General features: G+C 71.5%; 12 protein-coding genes. 10 read left to right on the top strand and 2 right to left on the bottom strand.

Annotation, left to right across the window (positions count from 1 at the left end; all coding sequences use genetic code 11):
* Nucleotides 1-103: 103 nt before the first annotated feature.
* On the bottom strand, nucleotides 104-670 hold the full coding sequence (locus tag JOM49_RS31840) for a sigma-70 family RNA polymerase sigma factor (protein WP_372444231.1): 567 nt from the start codon (nucleotides 668-670) through the stop codon (nucleotides 104-106).
* 175 nt (nucleotides 671-845) lie between these two features.
* Between JOM49_RS31840 and JOM49_RS31835 the strand changes: the two genes are divergently transcribed.
* The 6 genes from JOM49_RS31835 to JOM49_RS31810 all read left to right on the top strand — a co-directional run bounded on the left by JOM49_RS31835 (nucleotide 846) and on the right by JOM49_RS31810 (nucleotide 7,221).
* Nucleotides 846-2,366 (top strand): FAD-dependent monooxygenase, encoded by a 1,521-nt coding sequence (locus JOM49_RS31835; protein ID WP_209667868.1) that lies wholly within the window; start codon nucleotides 846-848, stop codon nucleotides 2,364-2,366.
* Between the two features lie 81 nt (nucleotides 2,367-2,447).
* A complete protein-coding gene (locus JOM49_RS31830) occupies nucleotides 2,448-3,311 on the top strand; it encodes a GNAT family N-acetyltransferase (RefSeq protein WP_209667867.1) in 864 nt (287 codons plus the stop codon).
* Nucleotides 3,312-3,461: 150 nt separating this feature from the next.
* Nucleotides 3,462-4,388: a 3-oxoacyl-[acyl-carrier-protein] synthase III C-terminal domain-containing protein gene (locus tag JOM49_RS31825; protein ID WP_209667866.1), complete on the top strand. Its 927-nt coding sequence runs from the start codon at nucleotides 3,462-3,464 to the stop codon at nucleotides 4,386-4,388.
* A gap of 37 nt (nucleotides 4,389-4,425) precedes the next feature.
* Entirely contained in the window at nucleotides 4,426-5,721 is a 1,296-nt protein-coding gene (locus JOM49_RS31820) for a type III PLP-dependent enzyme (protein WP_209667865.1), read from the top strand.
* Between the two features lie 2 nt (nucleotides 5,722-5,723).
* The gene (locus JOM49_RS31815) at nucleotides 5,724-6,539 is read left to right on the top strand and encodes a beta-ketoacyl-[acyl-carrier-protein] synthase family protein (RefSeq protein WP_209667864.1); all 816 of its coding nucleotides are present in this window, start codon (nucleotides 5,724-5,726) and stop codon (nucleotides 6,537-6,539) included.
* 37 nt (nucleotides 6,540-6,576) lie between these two features.
* The gene (locus JOM49_RS31810; RefSeq protein WP_209667863.1) at nucleotides 6,577-7,221 is read left to right on the top strand and encodes a response regulator transcription factor; all 645 of its coding nucleotides are present in this window, start codon (nucleotides 6,577-6,579) and stop codon (nucleotides 7,219-7,221) included.
* 518 nt (nucleotides 7,222-7,739) lie between these two features.
* Here the strand turns inward: JOM49_RS31810 and JOM49_RS31805 are convergent.
* Nucleotides 7,740-9,002, bottom strand: coding sequence for a sensor histidine kinase (locus JOM49_RS31805; RefSeq protein ID WP_245369541.1), 1,263 nt, complete (start codon nucleotides 9,000-9,002; stop codon nucleotides 7,740-7,742).
* A gap of 139 nt (nucleotides 9,003-9,141) precedes the next feature.
* On the opposite strand from JOM49_RS31805, the gene JOM49_RS31800 reads away from it, so the two are divergent.
* The 4 genes from JOM49_RS31800 (at nucleotide 9,142) to JOM49_RS31785 (ending at nucleotide 14,617) form a co-directional block, all read left to right on the top strand.
* Nucleotides 9,142-9,933, top strand: coding sequence for an ABC transporter ATP-binding protein (locus tag JOM49_RS31800; protein WP_209667861.1), 792 nt, complete (start codon nucleotides 9,142-9,144; stop codon nucleotides 9,931-9,933).
* On the top strand, nucleotides 9,933-12,506 hold the full coding sequence (locus tag JOM49_RS31795) for an ABC transporter permease (protein ID WP_209667860.1): 2,574 nt from the start codon (nucleotides 9,933-9,935) through the stop codon (nucleotides 12,504-12,506). The genes JOM49_RS31800 and JOM49_RS31795 overlap by 1 nt, the downstream gene beginning before the upstream one ends.
* A gap of 95 nt (nucleotides 12,507-12,601) precedes the next feature.
* Complete coding sequence (locus JOM49_RS31790; protein WP_209667859.1) at nucleotides 12,602-14,299, top strand: phytoene desaturase family protein; 1,698 nt, start codon at nucleotides 12,602-12,604, stop codon at nucleotides 14,297-14,299.
* 51 nt (nucleotides 14,300-14,350) lie between these two features.
* Nucleotides 14,351-14,617: an acyl carrier protein gene (locus JOM49_RS31785; RefSeq protein WP_209667858.1), complete on the top strand. Its 267-nt coding sequence runs from the start codon at nucleotides 14,351-14,353 to the stop codon at nucleotides 14,615-14,617.
* Nucleotide 14,618: the final 1 nt, after the last annotated feature.

Genomic DNA, 14,618 nt, shown 5'->3' with positions numbered 1-14,618 from the left:
AAGTGTCCCTGAGCTGGCAGTCTGCTTTACCGGGAATTCACTCGCGCTTTATTCTTTCCCGCGGTGAATTCGCTTTCCGGTGAATTCGGCCGGTTTCCGGCGGTCAGGCCGTCCGCCGCCGCGGCGGGCTTTCGGCCATGGCGGTGACCAGGTCCTCGCGGGCCCTGGCCAGCCGGGACCGGATCGTGCCGACCGGGCAGCCGCAGACCGCCGCGGCATCCACATAGGACAGTCCGAGGGACTGGGTGAGCACGAACGCGTCCCGGCGCTCGGGCCGGAGCCCGGCGATGAGCTGGTGCAGGGCCACGCGGTCCTCGAACACGGGTGTGGTGTGCCCGGCGCCCTCCGCGGCGGCCTGCCAGTCGGCCAGCACGGCCAGTCGCGGCCGGGACGCGGCGGAGCGGAGGTGGTCGGCGGCGACCCGCCGGGCGATCGAGAGCAGCCAGGTGCGCGCGGACGACTCACCCCGGAAGCGGCTCAGCCCGCGCAGCGCGCGCAGGTAGGTCTCCTGGGTGAGGTCGTCGGCGCTCTGCTGGTCGGTCAGCCCGGCCACGAAGCGGCGCACCTGCGGCTGCGTCGCCCGCAGGAACCGTTCGAAGGCAGGCTGATCGCCGCGTGCGGCGAGCCGCGCCCAGCGGGTGATCTCGGTGTCGTCGGTCGGCCTCACCACTGTGGATACGGGTGCGGCGGGGGCCCGGTTGAGCACCAGGGCACAAAAAAAGGAAGGAGCTCCTGCTCTCTTCCCGTGCTCAAGGTATAGCGCACCCCGGGGCTTGCGGCAAGACCCCGTGCCTGCCCCACACTTCAGCGCTGTAGCCAGGACCCGCGAAAAGAGGAGTACCGAAGTGCGTGTGGAAGCTGACGTGATCATCGCGGGGGCCGGCCCGGTCGGGCTGATGCTGGCGGGTGAGCTGCGGCTGGCCGGGGTGCGGCCGCTGGTGCTGGAGCGGTACGCGGAGCGCTCGGAGGTGCCGAGGGCGAACGGCCTCGGCGGGCACATCCTGGAGATGCTGCGATTCCGGGGAGTGCTGGAGGAGTTCGAAGCGGCCAGCATCGGCATGGCGCACCCCGCGCCGAAGTACCCGTTCGGCGACGTGCACCTGGACTTCTCGAACCTGGCGGATCCGCCGCTGCGGGGCCTGTACCTCCCGCAGCAGCGCCTCGAGCGCCTGCTGGAGGAACGGGCCGCCGAACTCGGTGCCGAAGTCCGCCGTGGACACGAGATCACCGGGTTCACCCAGGACGACACCGCGGTGACCGTCCAGGCGACCGGCCCGGAGGGGGCGTACGAGGTGACCGGGCGCTACCTGGTGGGGTGCGACGGCGGGCGCAGCCGGGTCCGCGAACTGGCCGGGATCGCGTTCCCCGGCACCACCTACCCGGAGGTCAACCGGCTCGGCCAGGTCACCTTGCCCGACTCGGTGACCACTTCGGACAACGGGGATCTCCAGGTGCCCGGGCTGGGCCTGGTGCGCGCCGGTTTCACCCGGACCGAGCGCGGACTGTTCGGCTTCGGCTGGCTGAGCCCCGGGCTCGCGCTCATCCAGACCACCGAGAAGGAGCCGGCCGAGATCGGGGAGGGAGGGCTGACCCTGGCCGAACTGGGGGACAGCATCGAGCGGGTGCTGGGCGGGAGGCTGCCGCTGGGCGAGCCGGTCCGGTTGTCGCGCTACCAGTTCCAGGCACGCCAGGCCGAGCGCTACCGCGACGGGCGGGTACTGGTGGCCGGGGACGCGGCCCACCTGTTCCCCGCCACGGGCGTCGGGCTCAACGCGGGCCTGTACGACGCGGTCAACCTGGCCTGGAAGCTGACCGGTGAACTCGACGGCTGGGCGCCGCCCGGGCTGCTGGACACCTACCACGGCGAACGCCACTACGCGGGTGCGCGGACGATGATGCACACCCAGGCCCAGGTGGCGTTGCGTCGTGGACTGGACCCGGCCGCGGACGCGCTGCGGGAACTGTTCCTCGAGATCGTCACCGACGAGCAGCCGTTGCGGCGCATCGGTTCCCTGCTCGCCGGTGCCGACCTGCGCTACCCGATGCCGGGTGCGGACCACCCCTTGGCCGGTGGCTTCGCCCCCGACCTCACCCTGCACACCGACCAGGGCACCACCAGCGTCGCGGAGCTCATGCACCCCGCGCGGCCCGTGCTGCTCGACCTCGCCGACCGCGCCGATCTGCGCGAGGTCGCCCAGGACTGGAAGGAGATCGTCGAGATCCGCACGGCGAAGGCGGAGGACCGCCCGGCCGACGCGCTGCTGATCCGCCCGGACGCCCACGTCGCCTGGGCCGCGGCCATCGGAGAATCAGCCGAAACCGCCGCCCCCGCCCTGCGGACCGCGCTCACCACCTGGTTCGGCTGATCCCGCCGCCACGCCGCCACGCCGGACGGCCCGGATAAACGGCGTGCGGCCGTCCGGCGTGGTGGTGTTGGATCACCGGCTATGGCGATCGAGTTGGGCAAGCCGGGCGTGGACGGCCTGGACGGCGTGGTGGGCGTGCTGCGGGAATGGCAGTACGACGGCGCGCCGATGCAGTTGCATCCGGGGGACGTGGGCTGGTTCTGGCGGTTCGGCGCGGAGACGACGGCCGCGGCGATCCGGACCTGGAGCCGGGACGGGCGGGTGCTCGCCATCGGGCTCCTGGACGGACCCGACCTGCTGCGGCTCACGGTCGCGCCGGACGCCGTGCGGGACGAGGAACTGGCGCGGCGGGTGGCCGAGGACGCGGGCGACCCGGAGCGCGGTGTGCTGCCTGCCGGCAAGGTGTTCATCGAGGCACCCAGCGGCGCACTGGTGCAGGACGTGTTGTCCGGGAACGGCTGGGACGCCGACGAACCGTGGACGCCGCTGCGCCGCGACCTCACCGAACCGGTGCCCGAGCCGGGGGTGCGGATCGAGGTGATCGGGCCGGAGCGGACGCACGTGCGGACCGCCGTCCAGCGGGCCGCGTTCGGCTCCCCCAACTTCACCGACGAGCGCTGGCACGCGATGGCGGCCGGATCGCCGTACGCCGACGCCCGGTGCCTGATCGCCTACGACGCCCAGGACACCCCGGTGGCCACGGTGACGGTGTGGTCGGCCGGGCCGGGCAAGCCCGGGCTGATCGAACCGATGGGCGTGCACCCGGACCACCGCGGGCACGGCCACGGCCGGGCGATCACCCTCGCCGGCGCGGCCACGCTCCGGGACCTGGGCTCGACTTCCGCGATCGTCTACACCCCGAGCCACAATGCCGGTGCGGTGGCGACCTACCGGGCGGGCGGTTTCGAGGAACGGCCCGTGCTGCGGGACCTCTGCCGTTCCTGAAAGCGGGCCGCACCGAACCAGCCTCCCGCGGTGCTCACGTCGATCATGGAACCCCCGGTTTCCGCAGGTGGAAGGGCTACGGCCGGGAATTCGTCCGCCGCGTCAGCCGCCGGTCAGCAGGACGTCAGCGACGGCCGTGACCCTGGGCGCATGACCTCGCTGGTAGCGGTATCCGCCTATCTGCCGTCGGCTGTGCCGATCGAGTCGCTGCAGGGCGAACTCGAGCTGACCGACGCGCAGCTGCGGCGCCTGCGCCGGTTCTACGGACTGTCCGAGGTGTGCCGCTCCGGCGAGTCCGAGGCGGAGACCCTGCTCGCCGCGGCCGGGAAACTGACCGCGCTCGCCGGACAGGAGAAGCGCGTCCGCTACCTGGTGCGCGCGAAGACCATGCCCGGTGCCACGCCCTACCCGGTGAACCCGATGCTCGAGGTGCGCGACGCGCTGGGCCTGTCCCAGGCGACCATGTTCACCCTGACCGACCACGCCTGCGCCTCCGGCCTGCTCGCGGTCGACCTCTGCGGCACGCTGCTCGCCGCCGACGGCGACCCGGACGCGCTGGCGCTGATCCTGTGTGGTGAGAAAGCGTTCACGCACACCGCGCAGGTGATCCCCGACGTCGCGATCATGGGCGAGGCCACCGCCGCGGTGCTGGTCGCGCCCGGCGGCGATCGCGACAGGGTGCTCGGATTCGCCACCGCGACCCACGGCGGCCCCGGCGGCGCGGTGATCCTGTCCGACGAGGAGGCCACGGAGTTCCGCCAGATCTACCCGGACGCGCTGGCCGAGGTCACCCACGCGGCGGTCGCCGAGGCCGGGTTGCGGCTGAGCGACATCGACCTGGTCCTGCCGCACAACGTCAACCGCGTCTCGTGGATCCGCGCGGGCGGCGCGCTGGGCCTGCCGAAGGAGAAGATCTTCCTGGGCAACGTCGGGTCCACCGGCCACTGCTTCTGCGCCGACCCGTTCCTCAACCACGCCACGGCGACCAGCCTCGGCCTGCTCACCCCGGGGTCGAACTACCTGATGGTCTCGGTCGGCCTCGGCTCGACCTTCTCCGCCATGGTCTGCCAGCACTAGGCGCTGTCCTAGCCAACCCCCAGAAGGAGTTCCGAGCATGACTGCTGAGTTCGAGGTCGGCGGGATCGGCATCACCGAACTCGCCGAGCGCTACGGCACGCCCGCGTTCGTCTACGACGGCAACGAACTGGGTTCGCGGCTCGACGGGTTGCGCGCACGGCTGCACCCGGAGCTGGAGGTCTTCTTCTCGCTCAAGTCCAACCCGAACGTGTCGATCTGCGCGCTGCTGCACGCCCACGGCGCCCGCGCGGAGGTTTCGTCGACGGCGGAACTGCTCACCGCGCGCCGGGCCGGGGTCGCACCGGAGAACATCATCTTCCTGGGGCCGGGCAAGAGCCGCGCCGAACTGGCCGCTTGCCTGGACGAGGGCATCTACACCGTCGTCTGCGAATCCTTCGGCGAGCTGTCCACATTGGACGAGCTGGCGGCGGAAAAGGGCATCGTGGTCCCGGTCTCGTTGCGGGTCAACCCGAGTTTCGCGGTCAAGGGTTCCGGGCTGACCATGGGTGGCAAGCCCCGCCAGTTCGGCATCGACGAGGAGCAGTTGTTCGCCGCGGCGGGCCTGGCCGAGCGCCACCCGCACGTCCGGCTGATGGGTGTGCAGGTCTACATGGGCACGCGCATCCTCAGCGAGGACCCGATCGTGGAGAACACGCGCCGGATCTTCGACCTCGCCGAACGCCTGTCCGCGCACCTGGGTTTCCCGCTGGAGATGGTGGACATCGGCGGCGGCCTCGGCATCGCCTACTTCGACGGTGAACGCGATCTGGACCTCGAGGTGCTGGCCGCGGGCCTGAACCCGGTGCTGGCCGACTTCGCCGGACGGCACCCGGCGACCCGGCTGGTGATGGAACTGGGCCGGTTCCTCACCGCGGTCTCCGGCACGTACGTGGTCCGCGTCCGGTACGTGAAGACCTCGCTGGGGCAGAACTTCGCCGTCACCGACGGTGGCACGAACCACCACATGGCCGCGGTGGGCATCGGCTCCTACGTCAAGCGCGACTTCCCGATGCGCCTGCTGAACCGGTACGACGAGCCCGCCGAACAGAGTTGGCACGTGACCGGGCCGCTGTGCACGCCGAACGACGTGCTGGGCAAGAAGATCGCGCTGCCGCCGGTCCGCCCCGGCGACCTGCTCGGGGTGTTCCGCTCCGGCGCCTACGGCCCGACGGCCTCCCCGGTGCTGTTCCTGAGCCACGGCTATCCCGCCGAAGTGCTGGTGCACAATGGACAGTCCTATTTGATCAGTGAGCGCGACCGGCCGGCGGACCTGATGCGCCGCCAGCACCTGCACCACGTCGCGGGCCTGGCCGCCGCCGGGCTGGAGGCGTAGCGGTGTACCGGACCGCCGCCCCGGCTCGGCCGACCACGACCTGCCTGAGGCTGGGCAAGGTGCTTCACCGCGAGTTCCCGGCGGGGGAGCACCGGATCGACGTGCCCGAGTTGTACCGGTACTTCGCCGATCTGACGCGCGATCACGGCATCGGGCACGAGCAGGAAGACGTGGATCGGGCACGCGGCAACACGTTCACCTCGATGGCGCACGCGCTGCTCGACGACGAGTTGTCTGCCGACGAGCCGATCGACCTGGCGATCGTGGCGCACGCGACGCCGGACTTCGACCCCCGCCTGTCCGCCGCGGTCAGCCTGACCGCCGTGCTGCCCGGCGGGCCGCTGGTGTTCTCGTTGTCCGGCCAGGGGAGTTCGGTGGCGTTCACCGCGCTGCGGGTGGCCGCGGCCCACGCCCGGCGGCACGGCAGCCGCCGGGTGCTGGTGCTGGTGGCGGACCAGACCGGCATGCCGTACGAGAGCGACCGGCCGGTGCGGGACGCCGCGGTGGCGTTGCTGCTGGAGGCCGGTGAGCGCGGCTTCGACCTCCGCACTCGGCCCGGTGTCGCGCCGGAGGCGGTGCCCGAGGCGCTGGCCGCGCTGTTGGCCGAGTTCCCGGAGCCCGCCACGGTGATCGCCGGGCGGGGCGTCGGGCCGCTGGCCGGTGCGCGAGAGGTGGCGCCCGGCTTCCCCGCCACCGGCCTCTGGGCGGCGCTCGCCGAGCAGGGCTTGGCCTCGCCGGTGCTGCTGGCCGACCACGACCCGGTGCACCTCGACCTCAACGTGTGCGTGGTGACCGGAGCGGGCTCCCCGGTCCTATGATGGGTGCCGTCCTGGCCGCCCATCGGAAGAGGAACGCGTGCGTGTCGTGATCGGTGAGGACCAGTTCCTGCTGCGGGACGGCCTGGTCCGGCTGCTGGAGGCGCACGAGTTCGAGATCGCCGCCGCCGTCGGCAGCGGCCCGGACCTGCTGGAGGCGCTGGTCGGCGAACGCCCGGACGTGGCCGTGGTCGACATCCGCCTGCCCCCGTCGTTCACCGACGAAGGCCTGCGCGCCGCCATCGAAGCCCGCCGCCGCATCCGCGGACTGCCGGTGCTCGTGCTCTCGCAGTACGTGGAACGCCTGTACGCCAACGAACTGCTGGCCGACGGCGTCGGATCGGTCGGCTACCTGCTCAAGGACCGGGTCTTCGACGGCGACCAGTTCATCGACGCCGTCCGCCAGGTCGCCACCGGAGGCACGGTGATGGACCCCGAAGTCATCTCGCGGCTGCTGAACCACAACACGCGCGACGCCGGCCTGGACTCACTGACCGCGCGGGAACGGGACGTGCTGAAGCTGATGGCGGAGGGACGGTCGAACAGCAGCATCGCGGGCGCCCTGTTCGTCTCGGAGAAAGCCGTTTCGAAGCACATCAACAACATCCTCGCGAAACTCCACCTGCCCCAGTCAGAAGACGACAACCGCCGAGTACTGGCCGTCCTGGCCTACCTGAAACACTAACCCGAACCCCACGTTCAGGCACCCGAGTTTCACATTCAGGCGGCTGAACCTCACACTCAGGCAGCCGAGTTTCACGTTGAGGCACCCGAGTTCTACGTTCGAGTAGCTGAACCCCGCACTCGGGTAGCCGAGTTCTACGTTCGAGCAGTTGTACATCGTATTCAGGTGGCTGAGTTTCGCGATTGGGCTCCTGTTTGTGGGCGTATGGAGGGGGCCCGCCCCGGTTTTTTAGTGTGACTACGGCGGGGATGCCCTTGTCAAGGCGGGAAAGATGCCTTGACAAGGGCATCCCCGCCGTGTTTTTGGCTGTGGACCGGGGTGGGGTGGGGGGTTTGGGCGGGGTGCTCGGTTTGGGGGTGCCCGGGTGCCGGTTTCGTTGGGGCGGGGGCTGGGGGTGCCGTGAATGTGGCTTTCACGGCGGAATCGGCCGTGAATGTGGCATTCACGGCATGGGGGTGTCACGAAAGTGGCTTTGGGGGCCGAAATCGCCCCCAAAGCCACTTTCGTGACAGTGACCCCTAGTCCGTGGTGATCAGGTCGCACGGGATTTCGATGGCGACCATGGTGGGGCCGCCCAGGGGGCTGAGGACGGTGAGGAAACCGTCCAGGGGGGCCAGGCGGCGTTCGATGCCGCGCAGGCCGGTGCCCAGGTCGGGGTCGGCGCCGCCGCGGCCGTGGTCGCTGATGTTGATGAGCAACCGGCCGGCTTCGTGGCGGACGTCGATGGCGCCGGTTTCCGCGCCCGAGTGTTTCATCGCGTTGTTCAGCACCTCCGAGACCGTGAAATACGCCGCGGACTCCACGGCCGGCGTCGGGCGGCCGTGGAGGTCGATGGTGGTTTCCAGGCGCAGCGCGTTCTCCATGGCCAGCGTCCGGATGGCGTCGGCGATACCGCGGTCGACCAGCACCGGCGGCTGGATGCCGCGCACCAGGTCCCGCAGTTCCTGCAACGCCTTGGCCGAACTCGACTTCGCTTCCGCCATCAGGGATTTCGCGGCCTCCGGGTGCTCGTCGACGATGCGGCTGGCCGCGTCCAGGGTCATGCCCATCGCCACCAGGCGAGCCTGCGCGCCATCGTGCAGATTGCGCTCGATCCGCCGCAGTTCCCCGGCTTGGCTGTCGACGGCTTCGCCGCGGGTTTCGGTGAGGTGCTGGACGCGGTGCGTCAGGCGGGTGTTCTCGGTGGGGGACAGCAACAACCCCGCCAGTCTGCCGTGCACGCGCAACAGGCGCGGCGCGAGCCAGAGCGCCAGCGGGAAGTGCGCGATCCCGAGCGCGGCGGCGGCCCAGGCGGTGGGCTGGTCGACCACGGGCACCACCACGTACCAGTTTCCCAGCCAGGCGTCGTCCGGCGAGGACTCCAGGAACGGCATGGCGATCCCGCGCAGGCCGTGCAGCATCAGCGCCAGCGGGGTGAAGGTCAGCAGCAACCCACCGCACGAGTCCACCAGGAGCCACAGCGCGTCGCGCCAGTTCGCCCGGTCGCCGAGCAGCCGGTGGCAGCGCCGCACGGCCGTGGTGGCGCCGGTGTCCGGCAGGTACGGCACCGGAATGCGCACCCCGGACCAGCTCAGCGCCAGGTTCCGCTGCAGGTTCATCACCCGCTGGACGGTCAGCACCACCGGTGGCAGCAGCAACAGGCCCAGTCCCACGCCGACCAGCGAACCGGCGAAGACCACCAGCACGAACAGCACCAGCTCGACCAGCGCGAGCCCGGCCAGTGCGGTGCCACGCAGGGTGGCCGTCCAGCCGTCCCGTAACGCTGAATCGCTGCTCGTCATGCCATTCATTATGAGCCGGGGAACCGCCCTGGTCGGTAGTGCTAAGTCCCGTACGGAATGGGTGTCTACCACCATCGGAAACCGCCCGCGCCCTCCGTAGCGTCCTCCACGGGCAGTACCGAGAAGGGGAGTGGCGAGAATGCGGCAGCACCAAGGCGTACCGGACGCGGTCCGGCTCCTGTCCGTGCGGAAGGTCCACGGCAAGCAACGCGGGGTCGTCGCACTGAACGGGGTGACCGTCGGCTTCGGCCGGGGCACCTTCACCGCCGTGATGGGCCCGTCGGGCTCGGGCAAGAGCACGCTGCTGCACTGCGCGGCCGGCCTGGACCGCCCCACCTCCGGCTCGGTCCTCCTCGGTGAGCAGGACCTCGGCGGGCTCAGCGAGATCCGGCTGACCACCCTGCGCCGGGACCGGATCGGGTTCGTCTTCCAGGCGTTCAACCTGCTGCCCGCGCTGACCGTGTGGCAGAACGTCACCCTCCCGCTGCGGCTGGCCGGGCGCAAGGCCGACCGGGACACCGTCACGCAGGTGATCGACCGGGTCGGCCTCGGCGACCGCCACCGCCACCGCCCCGGCGAGCTGTCCGGCGGCCAGCAGCAGCGGGTCGCCATCGCCAGGGCGCTGGTCACCCAGCCGGAGGTCGTCTTCGCCGACGAGCCGACCGGCGCGCTCGACACCCGGGCCGCCCGCGAGGTACTGGGCCTGCTCCGGGAGGCGAAGGAACTGGCCGGGCAGACCATCGTGATGGTCACGCACGACCCGGTCGCCGCCGCCTACGCCGACCGGGTGCTGTTCCTGGCCGACGGCGAGGTCGTCGGCGAACTCCTCGAGCCGACCGCCGACGAGGTGGCCCGGCGGATGACCCACCTGGGCGCCTGGGCCGACGAGCGGCCCCAGGACGGGCCGCGGCTGACGGGATCGGTGCGCTGATGTTCGGGCTCGCGCTGAGCACGCTGCGCTTCCGCAAGGGCGGCTTCGTGGCCACCTTCGTCGCGTTGTTCCTCGGCACCGCCGTGGTGATGGCCTGCGGCGGGCTGATGGAGACCGGCATCAGCACGGTCATCCCGCCGCAGCGGCTCGCCGCGGCGCCGATCGTGGTGGCCGGGGACCAGACCTACCACCTGCCCCCGGTCTACGCCGGCACCGAGGACGAGTACCACGAGACGGCGGTGCTGGCCGAACGGGTGCGGCTGGACGCCGGGCTCGCGGCGGCGATCGAACGCGTCCCAGGGGTCGCGAAGGTCGTCGCCGACGTGTCCTTCCCCGCCTCGGTCCCCGGAGATGACGGCGCCCCCGCCGTCCCGGGGACCCAGCGCGGGCACGACTGGAGCTCGGCCGAACTCGCGCCCTACGGGCTGCGGGACGGCCGGGCGCCGGAACGGGAGGGTGAGGTCGTGCTCGACGAGACCATCGCCGCCCGGACCGGCCACCAGGCGGGCGGTTCGCTGCCCATCGCGGTGCCCGGTGGCGTGCGGTCCTTCGAGGTCGTCGGCATCGCTTCGACCGGAAACCCCCTCGCGGTCGAGTCGATGTTCTTCGCCACCGCCGACGCCCAGCGCTTCGCTGTGGCGCCCGGCCAGGTGGACGCCTTCGGAGTGCTGCCCGCCCCGGGCACCGACCTCACCGCCCTGCGCGGGCTGGTCGACGCCCAGCTCCAGGGCCGGGGCGCGGTCACGCTGGTCGGCGACGACCGCGGCCTCGCCGAGTTCGCGCAGGCCGCTTCCGACGGTGAGCTGCTGATCATCCTGGCCGCGGTGTTCGGCGGGCTGGCGATCCAGGTCGCCATGTTCGTCGTCGCCAGCACGCTGGGCCTGTCCGTGCAGCAGCGCCGCCGTGAGATGGCCCTGCTCCGGGCGGTCGGCACCACGCCGGGACAGCTCAGCCGGATGATCACCGGCGAAGCCATGGTGATCGGCGTGCTGGCCACCGGGCTCGCCTGCATCCCCGGCGCGTTCCTCGGCAGCTGGCTGTTCGACCGGCTCACCGGGTTCGGCGTGTTCCAGCCGGTGCTGAAGTTCCACCAGAGCTGGCTGTCCGCCGCGGGGGCGATCGTCGTCGGCCTCGGCTCGGCCTGGGGCGCCGCCTTCGTCGCCGCCCGGTTCGCGGCGAAGGCCCGGCCGGTCGAGGCGATGCGGGAGACCGCGGGCCCGGCCCGCTGGCTGACCGCGTTCCGGCTCTGGTGCGGGGTATCCAGCCTGGTCTGCGGCCTGGTGCTGGCGTACCTGACGATCACCGTGATGGACGGCCCGCTGGCCGCCAGCACGGCCGGACCGGCGGTGACACTGGTGGCGACCGCGGTGGCGTTGTTCTCGCCCGGCCTGACCAAGGCACTGGTCGCCGTGCTGCACCTGCCGGTGCGGGCGGTGTCCGGGCTGTCCGGCTACCTGGCCACGCTGAACGCCCGGGCGCGGTGGCTGCCGATGTCCGGCGCGGTCACCCCGATCATGCTGGCCACCGGGCTGGCGGTGTTCATGCTCTACTTCCAGACCACCCAGACCGAGGCGGCCCGGCAGGAGTACGACCAGGCGCTGGTCGCCGACGCCGTGGTCACCTCCGCCACCGGCGAGATCTCCGACGAGCTGGTCGGGCAGGTGGGCGGGACACCCGGCGTCGGCACCGCGTCGGCCTTCGTGACCAGCAAAGGGTACAACGAAAGCCCGTCGGACAGCTCGCAGGACGAGGACGGTGTCGAGCTGCACGGCGTCACCGCCGCGGCCGCCGCGCAGACCCGTCAGGGCGACGTCGTCTCCGGGCGGCTGGACGCACTGGTCGGCAACACGATCGCGCTGCCGGCGGATCGGGCGGAACGGCTCGGCTCGGGCGTCGGTGACGTCATCACCATGCGCCTCGGGGACGGCGCCAGCGTGCCGCTGGAGATCGTCGCGATCCTGCGCGCCCAGGCCGACTTCTCCACCGCGTTGATGCCCGCGAGCACGCTCGCGCCGCACACCACGGCGGGCGTGGTGACCCAGTTGCTGGTCACCGCCGCGCCCGGCACCGGCACCGACCAGCTCTCCGCCGCGCTGACCGCGTTTGCCGCGGACAAGCCGGGGCTGACCGTGGCCGACCGGTCCTCGCTCACCGAGGCCTACCTGGCCGAGGAACAGGCGAACGCCTGGGTCAACTACCTCATCGTGGGCCTGCTGCTGGTCTACGCGGCCATCTCCGTGGTGAACACGCTGGTGATGGCGACCGCGCACCGCCGCCGGGAGTTCGGCCTGCAGCGGCTCACCGGGGCCACCCGCGGGCAGGTGCTGCGGATGATCACCGTGGAGGCGCTGATGGTCGCCGCGATCGGGGGCCTGCTGGGCAGCCTGGTCGCCGCGTCGATGCTGGTGCCGTTCAGCGCGGCGGTGTCGGATAGCTGGCTCCCCGCGGGTCCATTGTGGATCTATCCGGCGGTGCTGGGGCTGGCGGTGCTGCTGACCGTGGTGGCCACGCTGGTCCCGGCGTGGCTCACCCTGCGCTCGCAGGCCTCGGCGGCCGTGCTCGCCGCCGAATAGGAAACCACTTCGGCGCGACCGCGCACTGCCGGTGCTGTCAGTGCTGTCAGTGCGCGGTCAGCCCCAGGTCACCGCCCCGTTCTAGCGTTCCCTTCGTGAGCACAGCAACGGGCGGGACCGCAGGCGACTGGGACGCCATCGTGGTGGGATCGGGCATCGGCGGCCTGGTCTGCGCCGGGTACCTGGTCGCCGCCGGGCGCCGCGTGCTGGTGCTGGAACAACACGACGTGGCCGGTGGCAACAGCCACGTGTTCCGCCGCCGCCGGGCCTACGAGTTCGACGTGGGCGTGCACTACCTCGGCGACTGCGGCCCCGGCGGCCTGCTGCCCTCGATCCTCGGCGGGCTGGGCCTTGGCGAGCGCGTCCGGTTCCACCCGATGGACCCGGACGGCTTCGACCGGATCGTGCTGCCGAGCGTCACCGTGGACGTCCCGGTCGGCTGGCCGCGGTACCTCGACCGCCTGCGGCAGGCGCTGCCCGCCGAGGCCGAGGGGCTCACCCGGTACATCGAAATCTGCGAGGCGGTCGCGCGGACCTGCCGCACCAACGCGACTTCGGCGCCGGGCGGCAAGCTGCCCGCGGTGATGCTGCGCTGGAGCAGGCGCACGCTGACCCAGCTGTTCGACCACTGTGGACTGTCGGCGCGGGCGCGGACCGTGCTCGCCGCCCAGTCCGGCAACTACGGCTCGGCACCGGCGAGCACCCTGGTCGTCGCGCACACCATGATGATCGACGACTACCTGCGCGGCGCCTACTACCCCGAGGGCGGTGGCCAGACGGTGGCCGCCGCACTGGTGGAGTTGCTCGAATCCCACGGCGGGACGCTGCTCACGAAGACCAGGGTCGGCCGGGTGCTCGTGGAGCACGGGCGCGTGGCCGGGGTGGAGCTGACCGACGGCACCGAGTTCCGCGCGCCGGTCGTGGTGTCCAATGCGGACTACCGGCGGACCGTACTGGAACTGTGCGGTGGCAACGAGAACCTGCCGGACGCGGTGGTGGACCGGGCCAGGGACGCGCGCATGCGCCTGCCCACCGCGGTCTGCTACGTCGCGCTCGACCGCGAACTGCCCGAGCAGCCGAACTCGAACATCTGGTACTGGCCGAACGAGGACGTCGAAGGCGCCTACGCCCGCGTCGAAGCGGGCGACCTGGACGAGCTGCCGTTCGCCTTCCTTTCCTTCGCCTCCATCAAGGACCCGGTGCCCGGCTCGTGCTGCCCGCCGGGCCACACCAACTTCCAGATCATGACCGCCTGCCCGCCCGGCTACCGGCACTGGGGCCTGGACGAGGGTCCGGCACGGGGTGCCCGCTACCGCCGTGACGAGGCCTACCTCGCGGCCAAGAATCGTCTCACCGACCAGATGCTGGACCTCGCCGAGGCGGCCATCGGCCCGTTCCGCGAGCACCTGGTGCACCTGGAGACCTCGACGCCGGTGACCCAGGAGCGCTACACCCTGTCCACCGGCGGCAGCGCCTACGGGCTGCAGAGCTGGGGCCGGACCGGGCAGCGCCCGGACGTGCGCACCGGGATCGAGGGGTTGTTCCTCACCGGCCAGAACATCCACCACGGCGGCGGCATCGTCGGGGTCGCCACCAGTGGCGCCGCCTGCGCGTCGGCGATCCTGGACCGCGCGGTGCTGCCGGAGGTCTGCCGGGGCGCGATCTACGGGAACCCGGAACTGCTGCCCGACCGCGGCGCCGACTGGGATCCGCTCCGGGTTTCCCGTGGCGCGAAGCGCCGGGACGCCCGTGGCCTGGCGAAGCTGGACCACGTGGCACCCGCGGGTTCCTGAAGCTCCACGAACATAGTTGTTTGTCCTGTCCGGAAAGGAAAGTGAGCCGTCATGACGGAAACCGTCGAGAGCGTGCGCGAACAGGTGGTGGCCGGGGTGATCACCGCGCTGGGCGTGGTGCTCGAGGAGGAGATCCCCGACCTGGCCGAGGACACCCGGCTGGCCGACGTCGGCCTGGACTCCACCGGGGTGCTGGAACTGCTGATGCAGCTGGAGGAAACCCTCGGGGTGGAGTTCGACACCGACAACCTCGAGATGAGCCACTTCGAGTCGGTCCGGTCACTGGCGGGCTTCGTCAGTGCGGAAATGGCCGGCTGAA

The sequence above is a fragment of the Amycolatopsis magusensis genome, from assembly GCF_017875555.1.
In the GTDB taxonomy this organism is placed as follows: domain Bacteria; phylum Actinomycetota; class Actinomycetes; order Mycobacteriales; family Pseudonocardiaceae; genus Amycolatopsis; species Amycolatopsis magusensis.
Note: the sequence above shows the minus strand (reverse complement) of the source record. Positions and strands in the feature narration are given on the sequence as shown.